Below are 23,630 nucleotides of genomic sequence, written 5' to 3' on the forward strand. Positions count from 1 at the left end.
CGCGGGCATCATATTATTTTGCTTCCCTTTTACATGTAGGGCATTTTTTTCGTTTAGAGTAAGGAAACTCATTCGTGAATAAGCATCAATATCGCATTATCGACAAAATTAAATTTTCCCTCTTGAGGGGGAATAAGGGCAGTGACGGGAGAAAAGGTCATAATCTGGACCTAGGTGGTGAAATAGGGTTGAAAAAAATATTCGGTCACGGCCATTCGGCTTTCAGATTATGGGGGATAGGCATGTTTTGCGTGCTGAATAGCATTATCCCTAGCGTCAATGCCCAGATAGTGGGTGATATGACCTCCCCGCCAGAAAATCAGCCCAACATTATCAGCAGCGACAGCGGAACGCCACAGATTGATATTCAAACCCCTGGGCCTGGCGGCGTTTCACGCAACATGTATAGTCAATTTGATATTGATAACCGCGGTGCTGTCCTCAATAATTCATACCTCCCGGCCAAGACCCAGCAAGGTCTGCATATTAATGGCAATCCCCACTTGGCGAACGGGGCAGCCGATATCATTTTGAATGAAGTCCACTCCTCTGATCCAAGCAGGCTCAACGGTCATATAGAAGTTGTCGGTCAGAAAGCCCAGGTCATCATCGCCAATCCCAGCGGAATTACCTGTGATGGCTGCGAATTTATCAATGCGCACCGGGCCACGCTTACCACCGGGCGAACGCTGTTCACCGAGGGGATGTTATCGGGTTATCAGGTAGAGAAGGGGAATATTGCAATTCAGGGTGATGGATGGCTATCTTCTGCTCAAGATTATACCGATATCATCGCGCGCAGCGTCACTATCAATGCCGCCCTGTGGGCGAATGATCTAAAAGTGACGAGCGGTCGGAATCGGGTAGATGCTCTGCATGAACACCATCATACGCTCACTGGCGATAATGGGACTGGCCCGGACTGGGGGCTGGATGTGTCCGACCTGGGAGGTATGTATGCCGGTAAAATCAGGCTAAGGGGCACCAGGCAAGGCGTCGGAGTCAGTAATGGATTTTCTCTGAACGGCGAGATCGCCGCCCACTCCGGTGCGCTAATCCTGACGTCTGAAGGCCGTATAGAGAACAGTGGCACCCTGAAGAGTACCGGCGATCTTATCGTGTCTTCCCAGGCTGAGATCCTGAACAGCGGAACGCTGCTGTCAGAAAACGATGTCATGCTGGCCAGCGGCAACGATTTTGTTAACCGTAATAGTATTACTTCTGGTAAGCACATACGGATAAATGCTGCCAATCTTAACCTTGACCAAGGCGCTATCATGATAGCGGGGATTGGCCGCGGTGGGCTTCCAGCGGCAGAGGGTAATATCTTGGTTGAAACGTCAGGCGTTATTTCTGCCCGCGGCCTCATACTGGCAGCCGGAGATGTGGCGATGAAGGCAAATGGGATATCAGCCAGAGGCGGTGAAGTTCAGGCTCAGAATGTAACACTGGACACCGGGCAGGGAACATTATCAACTGCAGCAACGCAAGTTCGAGCCATCAAAAATTTATCTGTCCTTAGCGACGTTGAAGTTAACAATGATAATGGAACCTTGACCGGTCATGCCATTTCCTTTGCTGCACCTAATATATCGAATCGCCATGGAAGTATAATTCATACAGGCGATGAAGAATGGGTGCTGGCGGGTTTTGATAGCTTTGACAATGTAAATGGAAGTCTTAAGTCTGACGGAGAAACACTATCGATAAATAGCCATTTGCTGAATAGCCAAAAAGGTAAAATTACCCATACTGGAACCGGGAGCCTCAGAATATATACCAACGAAGCTGATTTCAAGGATGCAAAAATTACCTCCAATGGCTTGCTAACAGTGACCGGCAATGACCTGATGTTCGATGGCGCTACGATAGACGCCAGTAATATTATGCTAAAAGCGAACAAATTCAATCACCGTAAGGGCCGTATGACCCAACATGGTAGCGAAGATATGCGCATCCATTTTAATCAAGAGTTAAATAATAACCAAGGTGTAATGCTATCCCAGGGTGATATATTCCTGCATGGTAAGATTCTCAATAATCAATCCGGGTTTCTGTACACAGAAAAGGGGGATTTGAATATCAGAAGCCTTCAGTTATTGGATAACCGATATGGAATGATTTCTTCCCCATCAGGAACAGTCGCTGTCGATTATCCATTGCTTGAAAAACATAACGTTTCAGTCAGTGCTAATGCAACTAATCGCCAGGGTATGATAGCGGGCAGAACAGTGTTGATTACCGGTGACAGGCCACTTATCAACCGAGAGGGTATCATTGACGCCAGCCGCCACTTGAATATTAACAGTAGTTTTTTAGATAATGATCAAGGACTGTTAAGGGCTGGAGAGCAAATAATAATTAATACCATGGGTCACCCGATCACTAACCGACAAAATGCTAAACAGGGTGGGATCATTAGCCAAGGGGTTTTATGCCTGGAGAGTGGTCTGTTGGAGAATGATAACGGGTTGATAAAATCGGGAAAAGCCTTAATCATTAATACTCGCGGCAGCCCAATAAGCAGTCGGGATAATGCTCAGTATGGCGGTATTATCAGCCGTGATCTCATCACAATACAGTCAGGAGATATATATAACACCTACGGCAGAATAACCTCAGAACACGGTATTTTACTCCAAGCGGATCAATTGCATAACCGAAAAGGAATCTTTGGCGCGTTTAAGGGAGACTTATCTATGCGCACTCGCACATTGGATAACAGCGATGGGCTCATCCAGTCTACCGGCGCGCTTGAAATTAACACCCAAGGTCAAGCACTGATCAACTGCGCTGAGGGTGCAAACGACGACCAAAGCCAAATTAATGGAATAAAAAGCACAGGAAAAATGTTGCTGATGCTTGGGGCGCTTGATAATAGAAAGGGATATATTCGCAGTTATAATGACTTATCGATTAGCAGTAGCCGTGTCGATAATCAACAGGGTTCGCTCATCGGTAATAGAGAGTTCAGTCTTAAAACGCTGTCACCATCACAACCCATAGTCAACTGGGGCGGTCAAATCAGTGGTGGCGGCAATTTGCAAATTCTGGCAGGTGAATTACTGAATCAAAAAGGGGTTATTCAGAGCGAAATGTCAATATCAATGAATACCCCAGAACATTTGATAGATAACAGGGGCGGTATGGTCAGAGCGCTTGGCCCTATAAAAATATCCAGCGCCGGCTTCAATAATCAGCATGGCGCGTTGGACGCCTCAGGCAGGCTTGAGCTTGACACGCCGAACAGCCCGGTAGAAAACGCGATGGGACTTATCCGCTCTCACCGAGCAGTAAACCTCAGTGCAGTTCAGCTTAACAACCACGCCACTCAAATGCCTGAGCAAGGAATCATTGCTCCAGAAGTGAAGCTTCTCAGCGACAGGCTGTTTAACACCCAAGGATTAATTACTGCCAGCGGTGACCTGACGATCATCTGTAAAAGCATGTTATACAACAAGAACGGACTGCTTACTTCGACGGGGACTCTGACGCTGGGAGCGGATGAACAGCCAACTAAGCTTAACATTATCAACACTGAAGGATCGCTAAAAGCCGGCCACTTGCTTTGGCTACAGGGCTTATCACTTACCGGTAAGGGTGCCATCATCTCTGAGGGCAATATGATGCTGTCTGTCAAACAGAGCGATATCGGTCAGGGTGAAATTGATGTCAAAGGCAACCTGAGATTCGATATGCCCTATTTGATGGAAAATAGAGTAAACGTCAACGCTGGGGGCGGCCTGACACTGATAGCCCCTCCTGACGTCAACCAGAGGGAAGCAGAAACCAGCGCTGGTGGCGTGTAGCTGGGTTTTGCCGATTGGGGCGGTCGGTGAGCATGGCTCAATGGCCAAGGATGCCTCTTGTTTCGGCTCAATGATGTTTATCGCGGGCTTTAGCCGCGCTCAACGTTGATTGTCGGCGATGAAGCAAGGGAGATACCGTCATGCCGTGCACCACCACACTTGCAGCGATCAAGGTGAACGCCATATCGGTCATCCGGGTAGCGTCTGCACCTGTCAGGCCATGGGTATAAGCATAGGCAATATAATTTATACTGCCTATGCCGCGGATCCCAAGCCAGCCAATCAGCATCCGGCGTCTCACCGGCGCCTCGGTGCCCAGAGTAGCCAGGTAAACTGATATTGGCCGAATAACCAGAAACAGCAGAGCTGCCAGCAGCAGTCCCAACGGCTCCCAGTGCAATGCCAGCGTGATCCCCAGGATGATGACGATGGCCGCGGCCAGCAATCGCTCCATGGTATCGCCGAAAGACAGCGCGTCACCAATGACCAGTCCGACCGATTTGACCGGTCCGCCTTGATGGATGGCGTGCCGCTGGTTGGGATTGACGAAGGCCTCTGCCGGTCCGTGGCTACCGCTTTCCTGATCTTCAAGGGGATAGCGGTTCACCACCTTTAGCTCGGTGCGCCGCAGGCCTACGCCGGCGGCGAATGTGGCCAGGAAGCCGGAGGCCTCAACACTCTGGGCGGCGGCATAGCTCAGGGCAATCAGTGCCAGAGCGATAAAATCGCTGGGTGTCACATCATTTTGCCAACTCTTCAGCCGGGCGGCCAGATAGCCGACCATTCTCCCCATACTGTAGCCAATAGCCAGCCCTGCCACCAGCGCCCAGGCGACATCAACCAGCGCCCAATGGCTGAACATCGGCAGTGACAGCTCGCCATGAGAAGCCAGTAGCGCTACCGCCAGCATCAGTACCGGCAGGGCGGTGCCGTCATTCAGGCCCGCCTCGCTTGAAAGCGATACCCGCAGACTGTCATCGTCACTGGCATCATTGACCGAAATAAGGCTGGCCAGTACTGGATCGGTTGGCGCAACGATGGCACCGAACGCCAGTGAGAGCGACCATGAAAAGCCGGCCAGCCAATGAATGGCCAGTGTGATGCCCGCCACGGTCAGGATCATGGCCGGAAATGCCAGCAGCAGACCCATGCGCCAACTGCTGGATTTAAACGGCAGCCGCAGTTTCAGCCCAGTGATGAACAGTGAGGCGGCCATAGCGATCTCAGTGATACGCCCAACCAGCTCCGGGTGAGTGGCAATATCAACCCGCAGTAAATCAAGTACCCATGGACCGCAGATCACGCCTGCAGCCAGGTACAGTCCGAATGAAGTCACCGGACCACGGTGTATCCAGGCCGATGCCAGCGACATCAGCAGCAGCAGACCGCCTGCGGCGGCGGTCCATCCTAAAAAATCCATAGTTGCTGATCCTGTAGGCGGAGAAATTGCGAGACTTGTACGGCTATCATCAGGACCGAGGGCCGGCAAGGCTGCAGCATAGGCTATTTCAACTTGTTGTTATTCAGTAAGGATAGAGTGTAGTCCACACCCGGTAGTCTCACCCCGCCAGGTAGAGAAGGGGGCGTGCCATCCCTGGCGAATCGCTGGCCAGACTGACGGTTAGCCTCCGTGGACGCTGGCTTTCGTCGCAAATTGAACTGTTGTTCACAATCGTGACGGTCGCAGCATATTTCTATTAAACAATGAGATAGATTAATGAAACATTGTTTCATTAATAGAGGATGCTATGAGCAAAGGAATAACCCTATCATTAATGACATCGCTGATGGCGGTGGGATTACCCCTGGGACTTGCGCAGGCAGCGGAACAGCTGTCGTTCCCGGACAAGATTTGCGATGTGACCCAGTATGGCGCTGAAGGCCATCGGTTGCAGATTGCGCTGAACACCGCCTCGTTTCAGCAAGCTATCGACGACTGTGCCGCCAGTGGCGGCGGTACTGTCCAGGTCCCGGCGGGTAATTATCTGGTGGATCCGTTGTTTCTAAAAAATAACATCCGTCTCAACCTGGCCAAAAACGCGACCATCGTGGCGTCTACCGAGGAATCAGCCTACCGGCCGAATGACGCCACCCGCTATGCGGCAGCTGAGAATGGCTGGCTGCCTTTCATCAGCATTGCCGACGCTGCCAATGTGGCGATAACCGGTGAGGGCACCATAGACGGCCAGGGCGCAGTCTGGTGGGAACGATGGCGCGCCGCGATCCGGGCCAGCGGCAAAAAAGGCGGCACCGACCGCCCACGGCTTATCTACATCGTCCGTTCCCAAAATGTGTTAGTAGATGGCGTGACGCTGACCAACTCGCCCAGTTTTCACGTGGTGATGCGCTATGCCCAGGACGTGGTGGTGAACGGCACCACAATCATTGCTCCCTGGCATGCGCCCAATACCGATGCCATTGATCCTATCGACAGCCGCAATATCCGCATCACCCATAACACCATTGACTGCAACGACGATCATATCGCCATCAAATCGGAAAAGCCTGACGCTAACTATCCCGACGGCGCAGTAGATAATATCTATATTGCCCATAACACCCTTTATCAGGGGCGAGGTATTTCGATAGGCAGCGAGACGTCAGGCGGCGTCAATAACGTGTTGGTCGAGAACAATAGCTTCAAAGGGTCGATGTACGGCATCCGCATCAAAAGTCCCAGAGGGAAAGGCGGGGAAGTGAAGAACATCACATATCGCAATAACACCATGGTCGATGTAGAAGTGCCGCTAGTGTTGTCGGCATATTATAAGGCGGCGCCGATCGTACAGACTGAGGTCGACAAACTGGTCGCAGCGGGTGGATTTACGCTGGGTGAACAAATCTATCCCCCCGATACTGACCCGGCGCTGCCGTTTGATAAAGTGACCACTCCCCATTTCAGCAATATTACTATCGAGAATCTGAAATCGACCGGCAATAGCAAAGCGGCGGCCTACATTATTGGTGTACCGGAAGCCCCGCTGAGCGGCATTCATTTCAGTAATGTACAGATTGACGGCGAACAAGGAGTCCGCATTCGCCATGCCCAGCTCCAGACGCGCGAGCTGACCATCAATGCCAAAAACGGTGAGCCTCTGCAATTGGATAAAGGAGCCACTGTCGATAAATAATCTACTCGGGCTTTGCGCCGCAAGCATCTATCCGCGGGCCTGAGGCATCAGCCGGTAACTGGACTTATCCGCGTTCAGCTGCCGGCTGATGGCTGATGCGAAACGATACCCGCTGAGGGTGATTCACCGATACCAGATATTCAATCGGCTGTCCAAAGCGGTCGGCAATCACCCCACGGTAAACCAGCGCCGGGCTGTCCGTCGGCGCCTCCAGCAGCGCCTGCTCTTCTTCATTCATGGTGCCGACCCGTAAGGTCCCTTCGTCGGACACGCCCAGGATACGGTAGTTCTCTGCCAGCAGACGATAGAGCGAGCCGCTTTCCGCCAGCTTGTCGGCGGTCAGATCCGGCATCAGCGCTCGCGGCAGGTAGCTGGTTTCGAGGCAAAAGGGACGGCCGTCGGCAAGCCTGAGCCGCTTTATCATCACCAACGGATCACCGGTACGGATGTGCAGTAATTGGGCAATGCGGCAACTGGCTACCGTGTCCTGAAAATAAATCAGCCGGCTACCCGGCACGGCACCGTTAAGCTCAGTAATTTTGCTGATACCCTGTTCTATCGCCTGGGTCAACGGTCGCTCAATCGTGGTATCGGTAAGCCAGGTGCCCTGATTGCCGCGCCGTATCAGCAACCCGGCCTCGATCAGTTCATCAACTATCTTGCGCAGCGTCATCCGGCTGATGCCGAGCTGGGCTGACAACTCCCGTTCCGGCGGAATCTGGTCGCCATGATTAAACTCAGGGGTGTTCAGTAAACATAGTAGCGCCTGCCGGGCGTCGAGATAGGCTTTTCTTGGCCGGCGCTTGTTTTCGTGAGGTGCGCTCATGGTCTGATTTTGTGTCCTGAATATGACCGCTAGGAGGCGACACTATACGTGATTACGCCTTGATTTGTCATCGTTCACTTGACTAAATTGTGGTCATTTTGCCTGATGGAAAACAGACCACCAAGATATAAATTATTATTATATTCAAATAAAATACAAATAGATGTTGATAGGGACTCGACGCAGGAGTATAGCTAATGTGGTCTAATTTATGGTTCACTTTTAGGGGATACATCATGACAACAACGCTTGCCCGGTGGTCTTTAGGTCTGGCCATGGCCACACTGTCCTGCCTGGTCTCGGCCCAGCAGCAAATCCGGTTTGGCACCGATGCCACCTTTCCACCTTTCGAATCCAAAGCCGCTGATGGCCGCCTGCAAGGATTCGACATCGATATAGGCAATGCGATATGCGAAAACCTCAAGGCGAAATGCGTATGGGTCGAAAATGGTTTTGATGGGCTGATTCCTGCGCTTCATGCGCGCAAATTCGACGCCATCCTCTCCTCTTTATCGATTACCGATGAGCGGAAAAAAGCGATAAATTTCTCAGATAAATTATTCAATACCCCCGCTTACCTGGTGACCGCGAAAACCAGCGGTCTGCAGCCCACCGCGGAATCACTGCGCGGAAAACGCCTGGGTGTTCAGCAGGGATCGGTATTCGAAGCCTACGGCAAGAAACACTGGCAGTCCCGGGGAGTCGAGCTGGTGTCCTATCCCAGCGCCGAGGCGGTATATGCCGATCTGGTGGTTGGCCGCCTGGATGCCACCCTCGATGACGCGACGGTGGTGACGGAAGCTTTGCTGCAAAAGCCGCCGGGCAAGGATTTCAGCCTGGTAGAGCCTCAGGTCAAAGATGACGCCATCTTCGGACCCGGCACCGGCATCGGCGTGCGTAAATCGGATGAAAAGCTGCTGGCCCAGCTCAATGGCGCCATCAAGGCCATCCGCAGTGATGGCACCTACGATCGTCTGGCCAAAAAATATTTTAATTTCAACGTGTACGGCGAATAATCCATGAATACAGCAGCAATCATTTCTTCCCTTATCAACCAGCACTTTCGATCCGTGGGCGGTCTGCGCCAGGTTTTTCTGGTGGCCTGCGGCGGCTCGCTGGTGGATATGTACCCGGCAAATTATTTTCTCAACAGTGAGTCAGCTACCCTCCATAGTTATATGATGACCGCCAATGAGTTTGTTCATGCCGCGCCCAAAACGCTAGGCAGCCAGTCGCTGACCATTGTCTGCTCTCATGGCGGCAATACGCCGGAGTCAGTGGCGGCGGCAGAGTTTGCCAAACGTCGCGGCAGCGTTACCGTCACTTTAACCCACAACGAAAATGCGCAACTGATTGCATTCTCTGACAGCAACCTGCTATATGCCTGGGGTGATGACAGTCAGGTGATTAACAATCCGATGGCGCTTATCCTCAGCTTGTGCGTCGAAGCGTTGCAACAGACGGAAGGTTTTGACGGGTACGCCGATTTCCTGGCCGGAATGGCGCAGATTGATGGGATTATCGCCCGGGCGCGTCGCCAGGTTCAGGGGCGCAGTGCGGCATTTGCTGAAAAATATGCTCGAGAATCGCTATTTTATATCCTTTCCAGCGGTGCTTCATATGGTCACGCCTATGGCTTTGCCATCTGTTCACTGATGGAAATGCAATGGCTCAACGCAGCCCCCCTCCACAGCGGTGAATACTTCCATGGTCCGTTTGAAGTGACCGACAGCAATACGCCGTGGATCCTGATGATGAACGAAGGCCGTACCCGACCTTTGGATGAACGCGTCCGTGACTTCCTGCGTCAGTATGGGGATAAAGTCGAAATCGTCGATGCCAGAGAATTGGGCCTGGGCGTGCTGCCGCCGAGTGTCGTAGAGTATTTCAACCCGGTTCTGTTCTACAGCGTGATGTGCGAATACCGCAGTGCCTTGGCCAGTGTACGCCAGCACCCGCTGGAAACACGACGCTATATGGGCCAGGTCGCCTACTGAGGAATAACGACATGAAAGTGCTCGGGCTCGGTGATAACGTCATCGACAGATATACCCATACCGGCATCGGCTATCCCGGCGGCAACGCGCTTAATTTCAGCGTCTATGCCAGGTTGCTGTCTGCCGAGGCCGCGTATCTTGGGGTATTCGGTAATGATCCGGCGGCTGATCACATCCAGCGCGTGCTGGCAGCGCGCGGTATCGACATTTCCCACTGCCTGGTGACGCCAGGCGAAAATGGCCATGCCAGCCTGACTATCGAACAGGGGGATCGTCGGTTTCTGGGCTCTAACGCCGGCGGTATTCGCCAGAGCACGCCCATGGATTTTGCGCTTAATGATATGCCATGGCTAAACCAGTTCGCGCTGATTCACACCAGCGCTTACAGTTATGCCGATCACCTGCTACCGGCCCTGGGTCTACTGCCTAGTCTTTTATCTTATGATTTTTCAGATGATTTCGACCTTGGCCAGGCATTACTTCTGTGTCGCTGGCTGGATTATGGCTTCTTTTCCTGCGCCGAGTACAGCCTGGAGGAGAGCCGCCGGATACTGGCAGCTGCGTGGGAAGCTGGCTGCAGCCTGCCCATCGCCACCCGCGGTGCTGAAGGCGCGCTGCTGTTTAACGGCAGCCATTGGCTGACGCAGGCGCCCGAGCTTATTACTCCCGTGGATACGCTGGGTGCCGGAGATGCGTTCATTACCGCATTCCTGCTGGCGCATGCCGGCGGCGGCACACAGGCTGAAAGCCTGGCCCGGGGCGCCGGTTTTGCCGCGCAGATTTGCCTGATGGAGGGCGCATTCGGCGACGGCATGCCTTACTTTCAGAATGGCTTGTGAGCGTACCCCGTGACCTCTTTCAGGCCCATTTCCCTCCCCAGAGCCGTCATCGGGTGTACCACGATCAATCCACGCACTTTTTTCTTCAGCGCGCCCATATCCGCCTGTTCTTTTTTGGTTATGGGCCGGTTAAAGGCAAGCAGGGTCAACTGCTGCGCCTGCTTGCTCAGCTTCTGCCCGCGTAAGCCCTGCAGCCGAGCAATTTCGGCTTCCAGCCGCGCTCTTTCTGCCTGAATCTGGGCCACCCGCTCTGGATTGTCAATCAACGGCAGTGCTGCCTCTTTATGGTTGAGCGCATCCAGTGCATCACTGAGCTTTTTGATTTCAGCTTTTTCGGTTTCTTTCATATTTTTTCCAGGCCTGTTCGGGCAACGATCGCCCGATAATGTAAATCGCTGGTGGTAAGTGTAACAGGCGCGGCAGCATTCCTGTAGCCGCTACATCACGATATGTTGACTGGGGGTTAATAAGCCTTGGCAAGCGGCTGGCCCTCCTGCCATAAACGTTCGAATTCCTTCTGGTACTCATTCGCCACTTCAGGCGCATTCCACAGCACCAGCACGTTTTCTGCATTGCGCCGATCTGCGCTATTAGAATAGTTGAAACTGCCGGTCTGGACGGTTCTGCCGTCAATGACCATGAATTTATTGTGCATGATGGCATAGCGATTATTAAGTCTGACGGCAACACCTTTATTCGCCAGAAACGTCACGGCGGTGTATTTATCCGAGGCGGCTTTCTTATCAGCGACCAGCTGAACTGTAATGCCTCGAAGGTGTGCACGCGTAAGCGCAGCAGCGACTTTTTTACTGGTAAAAGCATAGGCGGCCACAGAAATACGCTGTGAAGCGCTGTCGATAGCGGCAACAATGGTCGCAATAGCCGTTCCAGAGGGTGAAAAACCGACCGATACACCGTTGCTGCGATTATCGGAAGAGATAGTGGCGGTCCATGCTGGCGTCGGGGAAAGCGCCGTCAACAGAGCTGACAGTATCAGAGCACGATATACATTAATATTGTTGATAATATTATCCTTTTCTGGTCAGGGGAGACACGGGGTAAAGCGACGTCGACACGCCGTAGGCCTACCGGCCTGGCAGAGATGAAATAGACGCTGCAGCAGGATGATACTCACCCCCAGCGTAGTCAATCGGCTGATAAGGCTGTATCGGAAGGGGGTAACTGACTATTCGCGCACTGACTCGCAAGTCTTAAGCAGAACTGCTCATTGGTCAAAAAAAGAACTGGATAAATACACAGTGATGTTGTATGTTTAATGAACTCTTCGGAGTAACTCGTTCTGACTAAAGTGGTGATGATTATGATGATATCCGCAGTGGGTTTTGAAACCCTTCATCAGACGGCCTCAATGAGCAGCCGCGAACTGGCAGAAATGGCCGGAACGTCCCATGCGGAGGTAAAGCGTTTGATTAAAAGCCTTGAAACCACCGGGCGCGTTTCCCAGCCAATGGCAGTGGCTGAGTACCAGCGTGACGGGCAGCGTTATCAGGAATACCAGCTAAACCAGCGCGATTCACTAACGGTTATCGCCCGTTTGTCGCCTGCCTTTACTCCTATGGTGCTGGATCACTGGCAGGAGAGAGAACTTATGCACGATCTGCCGGACTTTACCAATCCGGCGGTGGCCGCGCGTGCCTGGGCTGTGGAATATGAGCGCCGTCAGGCCGCAGAACGGCAGGTTGCGGCTATTGGCTCAAAGGCTGATTTTTTTGACCGCTATGTTACGGTCAATGGTGCCATGGGATTTCGCCAGGTCTGCAAGCTGCTACAGGCGAAAGAGACTGATTTCCGGCATCTTTTGCTGGAGCGGCATATCATGTACCGTCTGGCCGGCGTGCTGACCCCTTATCAGCAGCACCTGGACGCCGGCCGCTTTGAAGTGCATACCGGTACCAGCCAGCGCAGTCACACCTTCTCTCAGGCAAGGTTCACTGCTAAAGGGGTGAAGTGGATAGCCGAACTGTGGGCGACGCATGCTGCAGCGCAGAAGAAAAATGCCGCTGCTTGACGGTGCCAATATCTGCTGGTGTATTTGATTACCTGGCACTGGAAACCTCTGCGGGTCTCCATGCCACCAGGACGGCTGCACCCACGTTGACATATCATCCAGTGGCCAAAGCAGCGTTAGCGTGCAGCGCGCGCCATACACCGACGGTATCGATCATCTACCCGGTTGGCAAACCAGGCGGTTGTCAGTTTTCGGGTGATTTTAGGGCTTTCCAGACGGATCCCAGGCAGTACTGCTCGAGGACTTGGCTTACCGTCTGCTTTGTCGGCCAGGGCGAACACTCTTTTGTAGAGCCCGGTCTCTTCAAAGTCCAGAGTCTCGCCTTTGTCCAATGCACGTCTGATGGCTGAGGGGCCCATATCCAGTCGGCTTGCCAGTGCACGTACCGCCAGTTCGGTAGCGCCAGGCTTATCCGAGCCGTAGTTTACCAGATCGCCATCAAGCGCCAGAGGGATAGCTGATAGCTCACTGACTGCATGCTGGAAGGCGGCATTTCGGCTTGCGTACCAGCCGGCATTGAAGTCAGCGAAACGATATAAAGGCGCGCCATAGTTTGCCGGATAGCCCAGTAAATGAGCGATGCCAAAATACATTCCGCCACGGCGGCTGAAAACTTCCTGGCGGATTGAGTTAGCCACTGGATAAGGGTAACTCTGGCTATGGGATTCAGCAAAGGCAATGCTGACCTGCATCGGCCCGCCGGTGCGAACCGGATTGAGTTTGCCGAACAGTGTCTGGCCCATTGGCACCATATCAATGAAATCATCAAAAATAGCGCTCAACTCTTTCTCGGTGCGCGCCTTATCCAGGCGCTCGCTGTATGACTTTCCGCTTGGCGATTTGATGAGTAAGGCGGTCCGAACCACAAATGCCGGGATATGTACTTTAGCCGCGCGGTTTTCTATTTCATCCCAGGCGATTTTTGCCAGCCCGGGCACCGGGGGATCCACCTGGAAAGTAGATTCCTGAGCCGTTACTGACAGTACGGAACAAATATTGCTGGCGGTAAATTGGATCTGTTGGGCATTGAAGGCGGCGGTAATATCGGCTGCCCAGCCTTTACGATCAGGAATATCAGCCGGTATTAAACTGATGATCTTAACCTGTTTATCGGGTCGTTTAGCGTCGGCGGCATCCTTAAACGTATTGCTGCTGCAGCCAAACAGGAGCAGTGCGGATGCAATGACGACTATCGCCAACATGCCGTTGTTGCCGCAGAATGCAACAATGCCCCGGGACCACCTGATTGCCGGTGTCTGTGAGGCAAGTAAAGTAGAATAAAGTGTAGGCATGGGTTTTCTGTGCTGCATCCATTGCGTTGGGTGATTTACCCCACAGACGTTAACGGACATTCTCCTCAAGGTCAAAAGGCATCTTCCCTGAGTGTAAGCCTGTGGCCGGCAGGGACATCAAGATAACGTGATCTCGGCAGGAGCGACATGTTCATTAATTGTAAGGCTAATTAATTAATTAATTAATTAATTAATTATATATTTAATATATAAAATTGTATTTATTAATATTTATTTATATTCAATTACTCATTATGGCTAAATAAAATACGAACTTGATCACGTTATTGGAAACAATAAATCGTATAGGTTGACTTAATTGCAGTAAAAGAAATAATTTAAAGGAAGAGAGGTGGCTATGAATGAACCTGTTTCCTATTATACGCAATATTTAATTAACCCATTTCATCTAGGCGATAAATTTTCGGTACTGAGGCAGCTAGGCTCTTCCTCTCAATTCAGGGAGACTTATCGCGTGGTTCAGGTGGAACCGATATCAGGCACGGTAGAGGGGGTGCTTGAGAATCGCTATGATGATAATGGTGAAGAAATGCTGTTGGCGGGCAGCGAAAGCGAGGTTGAAACCTTTACTTTTACCTATGCTGAGCCGATATCAGCCGTCGCTCACGAAGCCACTGAACATTAATTTAACTGATCCAGCGAGCTTAAGAACTGAGCGTCAGGATAATGCTTTACCTAGGTCTGGGGGCAATAATACTTTTCGTATTTTAAAGCAGGCAGCACAATGACCGCCGACTCGAGCCGACGGACATGTCCCTAAGTTGCTATTGAGGCGGCAAGGCACGTTGCGGGGTGAAGTGGCTGTGGGTGTGGATCGGGAGTCCTTCAGGTATTGCTGTCAAGTAGTTGTGGCGGACATCCAGCAATCTCAACGAAGGTGGAATGGGTGCTTCTGGCAGCAAGGTCAGGTGGTTGTGGGAAAGTATCGCCTTTTGCAGGTTGGCCGGCCATGCAGGGATTTGACCCAATAAATTGTTATTGATAATTAGCGATTTTAATTTCAGCGGCAGGTCACCTCGAATTCTCATAATAATGTTATGTTGCAACATCAATACGGTAATATCATCAGGTAGCAAGTCTATATATGCTATGACATTATGCCCGGCGTTGACATATTGAATTTTCTTGGGGAGTTTGGGTAAAATCATCACATTATTGTTAGCTATGTCGAGATGCTTTAACGTTAGCGGCAATGTTGGTAAGTTTTGAAGGTTGTTGTCGTTTGCGATAAACCGTATTAATTTTTTAGGCAAATGGCTAATCTGCGTCAGCAGATTTCTACTCACGTCCAGAAATAAAACCTCTGAGGGTAAGCTTGCGCTAATGCGGGTTAAGCGATTATTCTGCAATTGCAGTGATCGCAGCATGGGCGGCAGTGAGGTATCAAACGTGGTTAATTGATTACCATTAAGATTAAGTTGAGCCAGCATCGGAGGAAGGCTGACGGATAAGGAAGATATCCTATTGTTGCTCAGGTCAAGAAAGACTAAATTTAAAGGTAGCGGGGCATCCAAACTGGCTATCCTATTGCTTTGTGCATGGACTGTTACTACAGAGTCGGGAAGTGTAGGAAAAGAGTTAAGCTGATTAAAGCTGAAATTTACCTCGGCAAGGGCCGGCGGCCAATTTATGTTCAAATCGGGCAGATGATTAGCGCTAACGTCCAGTTTCCTGACGGACGGGGGAAAATGAACAGGCAATGTTCTGAGATTAAATCCGCCTATTGATAACTCTGTCTGGGCGTTTTCAAGGCAAGTTCTCATCCTGCTGCCAGCCAGCCAGCGGCGCGATCCACGACTTCCTATTGAGCGCCAGCTTTCCCATGTCGAGTAGTAATATGACCTAAGTGAATTTATTCGCTCATGAGATAAAGCGCGAAGGTTAGTCACCTGGATCAGTTCTTGAGGGAGTACAGGCAGAGCCAGCACAACGTTTTTCAAACTGGTAAGATCAAGATAAGACAAGATTTGTTTCTGTAATTCTGGTGGCAAATACACCATTTCATTCAGTGTCCCTATGCCAGCATTTGACAACAGTCTTTGGCCATGAATCGTCAGGCTACCATCAGCACGTGCAAAGTATTCCAGATGATTTAATGTTATTCCTAATTTCATGGCGAACGATGGCATATCCCCAGGGCTGTTTTTAGCATGGTACTCTGCCCATTTTATCAGCTGGTCTGCGGAGATATCTTGGAAAGGCACTCCCTGAGATCCTGAGGGCTGATTCCTCGCGCCTAGACCTTCAACCGCTCTGGGGGCGCCTCGGCCGCTCAAGCCGTAATGGAGAATATTATGTAATCTTCTGGCGAGCGGCAGAGGAATTTTTTGCAATGTATTCTCGGCCGATAAGGTATATTTTGTACCATAAAGAGTATTAGTATCAGGATTAATTCTAAGATAGACATCATGGCCACCGGCCTGATGTCCGAGTAATCTGACGACCGGCACGGGCTGCTCCAGACCGGCAAAATGGGCCATGTGATGAGGTGCAATGTCATGCGTGCGCAGTGCGGTACTCTGTGCCAGCTTTGCCTGCAGTTTTGTCAATACGCCAATCCTGCCCTTGGTTTTCTTGGCAAGATTAATAATTTGCCTAACGATTTTATGTCCCATTCGGACGCTTAACCCTACGCCTGGGAACACAGCGTCAAACGTTGATATGCCAATTCCTGTTAATGCCTTACGGTCAATCGTGCTCATTGCCGGCGCAATACCATACTTTATCAAGTGACCGGAAGCAGATTTAAGCGCAACTGATAACGACTGGCGGGCAGCTAATGAGCTGATGGTGCGGCGAAAGGCAACAATGCTGCCGAGCATTGTTCTCTGGGCGAAGCGCGCCGATAGGCTTACCGCCATTCCTCCGACCGGCAGCAGGCTGATAAGATCCCCCAGGCAGGCTGGTATGGCCTCAGTTTTTCTGTCACGGGCGTCGGTGTAACAACCGTAAAAAGGGATAAATATAGGCAGTAGTATTCTTTTAAGATGCTGTTGAGATGTTTCTTCGTAACCCTGCTGATGCAGCTGTGTCTTCAGATAGTTTTTATGCTGCTCAACCAGGCGGCTTATCATCTCCTCTACGTTATCAACTTTATCCTTTAAATTATTGGATTTTAACCGGTGGTAATTAATTTTTAATTTATAGTCACTATCTGTTCTGCACTTTTGAGGATCTTCCATCAACTCATAATAAAGTGATTGGTCTTCATCGACCCTCGACAGAGTATAACCCTGCGCAGTTGATTCAAGCGCATACATCCGGGTTTCCTGTTGTGCAGTGGCGCTGAAAAGGTCAACCGAATGAGACAGAGATACAGTATAAGAATGTCGGGGAATAACCCGAATTGCTTGCTGCGTACGCAGGCTGCCTCTGGCGCTGAAATAGGCTGAAGCGGTATAGACAGCGGCGCTCGATATGAAATTTTGTTCAGCTTCTGCCAATTTTTCGAATGCATGGGCTATCAGCAACCCGTCTACCGGTATGAATAGGCTGGCTATATTATCAATCTGGTCAGAATAGATAGAGTCGATGTCGGATAAATAACCACTGGTGCCATCTGGTTTACTTAGGCAGAAAATGGGGCCGTTTTTATACTGATTGATATAGTGAGTATAATCGCTGCCATCCGCTAATGGGCAATCAGACTTCAGCTTTTCTTCTGCTGTTTTCGTTCGGGTTTTGAAATTATCTATCGCTTTATGGTACAGAATGAATGGATTGCTGGATTCTTTTAACTGGCTATTGGCTGAGAAATAATCGGTAATCACCCGTTGCCGAAATGGACTGTTCTGTTGAAAAAAAACGGCCAATTCTTCAGTAGACTGCGGGGGCGTTGAGTAGATATGATAAAACAGTGCCGAGAGATCAAAGAAAATTGACATCCATTCAGGCAGGGCGCCTTCAGCCAGCATATCCTCCAGAGAGTATCCCAACTGTATCATTTCTTCTATGCTCCACTCTTCGTTCGCCAGTCCCAGGCTGTTTGCCAGACGCATACCGGCGTGAAGATAGCCCCAATTCAACGTGCCAACAGCGAAAAGAGATGCCTTGGTTGCATCAAGGCTCAGCGTCGGCATAATGGGAAATATAATCTCGTTGATGATCCATGTTTTTGTTTCTGCCGAGAGATAACGGGATCCTGGGCCTAATTGAGGTTTATCTATAACAGCATTGATGGCGGCGAGTAATGAGGCGGCTGTAAGGTGGCGATCGTCAGTCAATGAGCCATGATCAGCCTTTAAGGAGCTATTAAGGACATTGAGGATAAACTGCTCGACAGGGCAACCAAATATCAACTGACAGAACCAATGGTTAACGGTATTGAAATTTTCTTCCACCGTCAGATATTCTGCTGGATGGCCGCCGAATTCGCCCAGTGTCCTTTTCAAATGCCGGGCAACGATAGCCAGACCCTCGTCCTTGGTAAGGATATATTCAACACAGCTATTAATAAGTAAAGCGTTGTCGTGGTGGTCTATATTTCTCGCGGTAAAATGTTTTGATAAAAGCACGCTTATGCTTAGCTTCTGTTTGGTCATCACGCTTTTTTTATGAGGCACAGAATCGACAACGTCTCTTTCCATACGAAGTTGGACCTGCTTGGTTGGCTGATTTATTGCTGCATTGACGCTTGTCGCTATCGGAGTTTGAATGATACCTGACCTTGCTGACCTTGCTGACCTTGCTGACCTTGCTGACCTTGAGTCTGGCAGCAGGTTATCAGACAATAGTGTCGACATGGGTTGCTGGTCTTTTTTTACATTGTCGGAAAGCGCATTTTGTCGTGAATACCAAGCGGCTGAAGCGGAAGGGCGACAATTTTTTCCTATAGCCGGTGAAACGATAACCCTATCTTCAATACGAGAAGAATTACTTATCTGTTTTAATGATGAATATGATTTGGCTGAATGGTTGAAATCGCTAATACCTATTAATTCCTTCCTATTATTTATTGGCGAGATATGGTGACTGGTTGCATTAGTCAATAACATTAATAGCCGAATAAATACTTCTGCCCTTACCGCCTTGAATTCATTTCCTGGATGTTTTGCTAAAAAATCGATCCGTTCTTGTTGTTTGTTGGGAGGCGGGATTTTTTCGGTTTTATGGTAAATCCCTATATTTTTTCGGGAGGTATCCAGAGATATAGGCATTATTCTTCCTTGATTGTCTGGTTCGTTGACGAGTATAGCGCTGTGAGTAATCAACATAACATCACTCATTCTGTCAACTCGAGGTGTCTTCTGGGAAAGACATAATTATTTCGGTTTTTTGCAGGCAGCATAGCACTTTAGGATAAACATATTTGTGCTTAAGTCATTAAGGGCAGGCCTGATGTTATAAAAATGGCTTGCCCCTAGCGTTATTTATCCTAATGATGTGAGCGCGATAATTTCCACCGTATATAATCTGACACTACTATAAGTATCAGACTGAAACCCATTACCGGCAGCGTAATGGCCAGTATAAGAACCGGGATTTCTATCGCCAGTTTCGCGCTGGCAGGTAGCTGTTTCCACTCATGGGTAAGCGTTAACAGCGGATGTGGTTCGGAACCGCTTCTGGGACGACGTAGCCACCATAGGTAATATCCCCAGGCTATCATGGCGCAAACGCTGCTGCCAAAAGCGGCCAGCAGGATTTGATTTGCTACCCCAAACAGGATCCCCATATGTGCATCGATGCCCCAGCGTATCAATTTTGCTATCAAGGGGTAGTGCTCAAAATATAAATGATCCACCACTGCCAGGGTCTGGGGGTTGATCGAAATGGCATCAATCTGGGTTGGCCACCGCCTATCTATTTCATTTACTGACCAGGCCTGTGCTGCCGCATAGGTTGGTTTGATTTCAATTTTGTCAGCTGAAAGGCCGGCTTGGCGGGCAATTCTGACGACGTCATCAAATTTCATGGGTAGCACGCCTGAATCCAGGGTACGCGCTGACTGAGGGTGATGAGTCTCGCCGAACGATTCAGCTAGACCGGATAGATGGCTGTTCGCGGGCTCTGCAGTCATCTCCATGCCGACATGATGCTCAGCATGAGGATCCGCAGCGGCTGGCGAGGGATATGCCATCAAGGAGGTGTTGAGCGACGGAGATAGCCAGCCGACGGCGGCACGCACTTGATCAATATTGCTGCCAGCCCACTGCGACCACGTAAGACCGGTAGCGGAAAAAAACATTAATCCCAGCAGTAGACTTAAACCCAGCAATGTATGCCAGCGCCGGCCACGCTTGAGTTGCCGGCCTTGCCGGCGGAGCTTGCGTACGGCAGGTTGCTGCTCGCCTCTACTGACCCACCATAAGGCCAGGCCGCCCAGCGCGGCTACCCACAGCCAGGAGGCGGCTAATTCGCTGTAGATGCGTCCCAGATCGCCGAGCAGCAGTCCGCGATGCATATTATTAAGCCAGGTTCGGAACGGCAGAATGCCGCTGGTTCCGTAAACCGTCATATCTCCACGCACCTGCAGCGTCACCGGATCAATAAATACTGACCGGGTCTCGGATGCCGCCAGACCGGGCTCGGCAAACATCACCCGGGTAGTCTCACCGACCGTTGGAGCCGGCCTGACGGCTGAAATTTTCGCATCCGGGCCAGTGACGGCCAACGCCGCATCAATCTGTGCAGCCAGGGGGTGGGCCTCGCCTCGTGACGGGGTAAACAGTTCACCAGCGTAAAGGTAGTCTTCGATTTGCGGGGTCAACACATAAAGCGTACCGGTTAATGCCGCAATAAAGATAAACGGGCCAATAAACAGGCCAATAGTAAAATGCAGTCTTTTCAACAATGCCAACAGGGCTGTCTTAGCCGAAGGGGCGCCTATGGCCCGAAGGGCTTCGCTATTCTTTAAGGACATATCTATTACCCAACTCAATGGTGTGCCTGATGTTAGTTCAACCGCATAAAGGCTCGCCGCTTAAGCGGCCCGAGCGGAAATGAGTATGTTAAAAGCAGGTCTTCAGCAGAGTGGGCGGAGCCCGGGGGCGAGCAGGGGAGAAACGCAGCAGCGGCGATACATCCAGGCTTGTGGACCTGATTTCGGCCGGCGATAAACGCGTGTTGAACCAACTGAGGACTGCCAGTAACAGCAAAAGCATCGGCAGGTGGATCAGCAATACGCAATAGCCACAGGCAAAATCGCTGTCCATCAGCATGCCGGCATGGTGCAGCGAAGAATGAGCGCTATGCCCCAGCGCCGGCATTGTCGTGCCGATCATCTGCTGGTCCGGACAGGCGGCTTGCGCTGCGGGATAATCATATTCAGTGTGCTCTGCCGACCGGTGCTGATGAACCGGGTAAACCGATATCGCGGGGGAGGGATGGGCGTCCATTGAGGCGTGGCGCTTCATCACCGAGGATGAGGCCGGGCGCTTAGTCGAAGCACTGTGCTCCATCGCAACAGCGTGCTGTCCGGGTTCAACAGGCTCCAGTGATTGGGAAATCACTGGAGCAATAAATATCAGCAATATCGCAAATATACCTAGCCAAGCTGCAATCCGCTGTTCAGATAGCCTGATACTGTTCAATCATGCTCCTGTAATCTATAGCGGAACGGTGAAGATAACGGACCGTTTAATCTCTTTATGATTTTACATAACGATCTTCTCACCGCGACTCACATCATCGTTGACCACTTCCGGCTGTAACCTTGAACTCACAGGGGGAAATTTTTGAGTGTCACATAAGTCATTGCTCACAAACATCATGAGTTGGGTAGTTATAATGATGTGAAGTAGATCATATTTCTACAACTTAATAGGCTTTATTTGAAGTAGATCGCTCCAGGGGGTGTTTTTCACCGGTTCTTTATCGGTTTAACGTGTTTTGCACTGAAAAATATATCTTGGCTCACATTATTGCCATCGGTGTTCAGTTATTGGCAACCAGATGAAGGTGCAAGAGTGTTCATTAAAGTAAGATTAAAGGTTATCCGAAAAAGCGGCGAAGCGGCCAATCCAAGATATCTGCTGGAAGATTAGAGCATATCCTTATGATTTATATGTACCTATTGATAGTTTATCCCTGATTGATATCACATCAGCCGCTTCCTGCTCAGCTCTCTATTCCGGTCTGACATGGGGGGGCAGTGCCTTGTCAGGTCATTGCATTATCAATGCCAGCGGAGTAAAAACTTTAACGAAATAATTCACATATATCCTACAACTTTTTAAAGGAGTTGCAGTTATGGCAATAAAACAGCAACAAATGTACATAGAGGGTGAATTTGTTCAGAATACCAGCGATAAATGGATTGAGGTGCTCAATCCTTCAACCGAAGAAGTCATCTCCCGCGTACCGGATGCCAGTGTCGATGATGTGCGCCGGGCCATTGATGCGGCTGAACGCGCTCAGCAGGCCTGGGAAGATACACCGGCCTATGAACGCGGCGTCTGGCTGCATAAAATTGCAGCCGGCATTCGGGATCGCGAACAGGAACTCACTGATATCATTGTCGCTGAGGGGGGTAAAACGCAGGGGCTGGCTAACACTGAAGTGCTGTTTACTGCTGACTACCTCGATTATATGGCGGAATGGGCTCGCCGCTATGAAGGCGAAATAATCCAGAGCGATCGCCGGGATGAAAACATTTTTGTTTTCAAAAAGGCGATCGGCGTCACCACCGGTATATTGCCATGGAACTTCCCATTTTTTCTGGTTGCCCGTAAGGCCGCTCCGGCCCTGATAACTGGCAATACCATAGTGGTAAAGCCTAGCCAGTTAACGCCGAATAATGCGGTTGCCTTTGCTGAAATTGTTCATCAGGTTGGCCTGCCCAAAGGGGTATTCAACTTGGTGACCGGGCGGGGATCCGTGGTGGGCAATGAACTGGCGGGTAACCCTAAAGTTGGCATGGTAAGTCTGACCGGCAGCGTAGCTGCCGGCGAGCAGACCATGACGGCGGCAGCCAAAAATATCACTAAGGTTTCGCTGGAACTGGGTGGCAAGGCGCCGGCGATCGTTATGGCGGATGCAGATCTTGACCTGGCGGTTAAAGCGATTGTGGATTCACGGGTCATCAATTCCGGGCAGGTGTGTAACTGTGCTGAACGCGTATATGTCCAGGACAGTATCAAGGACGAGTTTATCAAGCGTCTGACTACCGCGTTCAACGGCGTTAAATATGGCAATCCTGCCAATGAGAAAGCGCTGGATATGGGCCCGCTGATTGATGCCAACTCTCTTGAGGCGGTCCAGTCCAAAGTTGACAAGGCGGTATCCCAGGGGGCGACGGTAGCGGTTGGCGGCAAGCGCGCTGAAGGCAAGGGCTATTTCTTCCAGCCGACCCTGCTGGTCAATGTCCGCCAGGATATGGATATCATGCATGAGGAAACCTTTGGACCGGTATTGCCGGTCACGACATTCAGCACGCTTGATGAAGCGGTTGCCATGGCTAACGATTGCGAATTCGGCCTGACATCTTCTATCTATACCAATGATCTGAATACCGCGATGTCGGCTATGAAGAAGCTGAAGTTTGGTGAAACCTATATCAACCGCGAAAACTTTGAAGCTATGCAGGGTTTTCATGCCGGCTGGCGTAAATCCGGTATTGGCGGCGCTGATGGTCGTCACGGGCTTGAAGAGTATCTGCAAACCCACGTTGTCTATCTGCAATACAAGTCCTGATAAGTCTATGGGCGGGAATCCGGCGCTATTCGGTCATGTTCCCGCCTTGATAA

16 protein-coding genes are annotated in these 23,630 nt (G+C 50.7%); 8 read left to right on the forward strand and 8 right to left on the reverse strand.

From position 1 onward, the window contains the following. Nucleotides 1-74: 74 nt before the first annotated feature. Entirely contained in the window at nt 75-3,809 is a 3,735-nt protein-coding gene (locus EDC52_RS04465; RefSeq protein ID WP_131864150.1) for a filamentous hemagglutinin N-terminal domain-containing protein, read from the forward strand. A gap of 67 nt (nt 3,810-3,876) precedes the next feature. On the opposite strand, the gene EDC52_RS04470 is transcribed toward EDC52_RS04465, so the two are convergent. Next, complete coding sequence (locus tag EDC52_RS04470; protein ID WP_131864151.1) at nt 3,877-5,229, reverse strand: cation:proton antiporter; 1,353 nt, start codon at nt 5,227-5,229, stop codon at nt 3,877-3,879. A 328-nt stretch (nt 5,230-5,557) separates the two neighbouring features. Here EDC52_RS04470 and EDC52_RS04475 point away from each other — a divergent pair, with 328 nt between their 5' ends. After that, a complete protein-coding gene (locus tag EDC52_RS04475) occupies nt 5,558-6,940 on the forward strand; it encodes a glycoside hydrolase family 28 protein (RefSeq protein WP_131864152.1) in 1,383 nt (460 codons plus the stop codon). A 64-nt stretch (nt 6,941-7,004) separates the two neighbouring features. On the opposite strand, the gene EDC52_RS04480 is transcribed toward EDC52_RS04475, so the two are convergent. After that, a complete protein-coding gene (locus EDC52_RS04480) occupies nt 7,005-7,766 on the reverse strand; it encodes a GntR family transcriptional regulator (RefSeq protein WP_131864153.1) in 762 nt (253 codons plus the stop codon). A gap of 236 nt (nt 7,767-8,002) precedes the next feature. Here EDC52_RS04480 and EDC52_RS04485 point away from each other — a divergent pair, with 236 nt between their 5' ends. From EDC52_RS04485 to EDC52_RS04495, 3 genes are read left to right on the forward strand one after another with little or no spacing between them, the layout of a single operon-like run. Beyond that, nucleotides 8,003-8,782: an ABC transporter substrate-binding protein gene (locus tag EDC52_RS04485; RefSeq protein WP_131864154.1), complete on the forward strand. Its 780-nt coding sequence runs from the start codon at nt 8,003-8,005 to the stop codon at nt 8,780-8,782. A gap of 3 nt (nt 8,783-8,785) precedes the next feature. Further along, nucleotides 8,786-9,763, forward strand: a complete 978-nt coding sequence (locus EDC52_RS04490) for an SIS domain-containing protein (RefSeq protein WP_131864155.1) — start codon at nt 8,786-8,788, stop codon at nt 9,761-9,763. An 11-nt stretch (nt 9,764-9,774) separates the two neighbouring features. Then, the gene (locus tag EDC52_RS04495) at nt 9,775-10,602 is read left to right on the forward strand and encodes a PfkB family carbohydrate kinase (RefSeq protein ID WP_131864156.1); all 828 of its coding nucleotides are present in this window, start codon (nt 9,775-9,777) and stop codon (nt 10,600-10,602) included. Here EDC52_RS04495 and EDC52_RS04500 read toward each other — a convergent pair. Beyond that, entirely contained in the window at nt 10,587-10,949 is a 363-nt protein-coding gene (locus EDC52_RS04500; RefSeq protein ID WP_131864157.1) for a YibL family ribosome-associated protein, read from the reverse strand. The two genes, EDC52_RS04495 and EDC52_RS04500, sit on opposite strands and share 16 nt — an antisense overlap. A 116-nt stretch (nt 10,950-11,065) precedes the next feature. Beyond that, on the reverse strand, nt 11,066-11,581 hold the full coding sequence (locus EDC52_RS04505; protein ID WP_230467957.1) for a phospholipase D family nuclease: 516 nt from the start codon (nt 11,579-11,581) through the stop codon (nt 11,066-11,068). A gap of 342 nt (nt 11,582-11,923) precedes the next feature. Between EDC52_RS04505 and EDC52_RS04510 the strand changes: the two genes are divergently transcribed. Further along, nucleotides 11,924-12,631 (forward strand): phage antirepressor KilAC domain-containing protein, encoded by a 708-nt coding sequence (locus EDC52_RS04510; RefSeq protein WP_131864159.1) that lies wholly within the window; start codon nt 11,924-11,926, stop codon nt 12,629-12,631. A gap of 116 nt (nt 12,632-12,747) precedes the next feature. Here EDC52_RS04510 and EDC52_RS04515 read toward each other — a convergent pair whose 3' ends face one another. After that, nucleotides 12,748-13,833, reverse strand: a complete 1,086-nt coding sequence (locus EDC52_RS04515; RefSeq protein WP_131864661.1) for a DUF1615 domain-containing protein — start codon at nt 13,831-13,833, stop codon at nt 12,748-12,750. 448 nt (nt 13,834-14,281) lie between these two features. Between EDC52_RS04515 and EDC52_RS04520 the strand changes: the two genes are divergently transcribed. Further along, on the forward strand, nt 14,282-14,569 hold the full coding sequence (locus EDC52_RS04520; protein ID WP_131864160.1) for a hypothetical protein: 288 nt from the start codon (nt 14,282-14,284) through the stop codon (nt 14,567-14,569). Nucleotides 14,570-14,708: 139 nt separating this feature from the next. Here EDC52_RS04520 and EDC52_RS04525 read toward each other — a convergent pair whose 3' ends face one another. The 3 genes from EDC52_RS04525 to EDC52_RS04535 form a co-directional block, all read right to left on the reverse strand. Next, nucleotides 14,709-19,157: a leucine-rich repeat domain-containing protein gene (locus tag EDC52_RS04525; protein WP_131864161.1), complete on the reverse strand. Its 4,449-nt coding sequence runs from the start codon at nt 19,155-19,157 to the stop codon at nt 14,709-14,711. A 161-nt stretch (nt 19,158-19,318) separates the two neighbouring features. Beyond that, nucleotides 19,319-20,806, reverse strand: coding sequence for a PepSY-associated TM helix domain-containing protein (locus tag EDC52_RS04530; RefSeq protein ID WP_131864162.1), 1,488 nt, complete (start codon nt 20,804-20,806; stop codon nt 19,319-19,321). An 88-nt stretch (nt 20,807-20,894) separates the two neighbouring features. Then, nucleotides 20,895-21,476: a DUF2946 family protein gene (locus EDC52_RS04535; protein ID WP_131864163.1), complete on the reverse strand. Its 582-nt coding sequence runs from the start codon at nt 21,474-21,476 to the stop codon at nt 20,895-20,897. 658 nt (nt 21,477-22,134) lie between these two features. On the opposite strand from EDC52_RS04535, the gene aldA reads away from it, so the two are divergent. Next, the gene (gene aldA, locus EDC52_RS04540; protein WP_131864164.1) at nt 22,135-23,577 is read left to right on the forward strand and encodes an aldehyde dehydrogenase; all 1,443 of its coding nucleotides are present in this window, start codon (nt 22,135-22,137) and stop codon (nt 23,575-23,577) included. Nucleotides 23,578-23,630 lie beyond the last annotated feature (53 nt).

It is taken from the genome of Biostraticola tofi, assembly GCF_004343195.1.
Lineage (GTDB): Bacteria > Pseudomonadota > Gammaproteobacteria > Enterobacterales > Enterobacteriaceae > Biostraticola > Biostraticola tofi.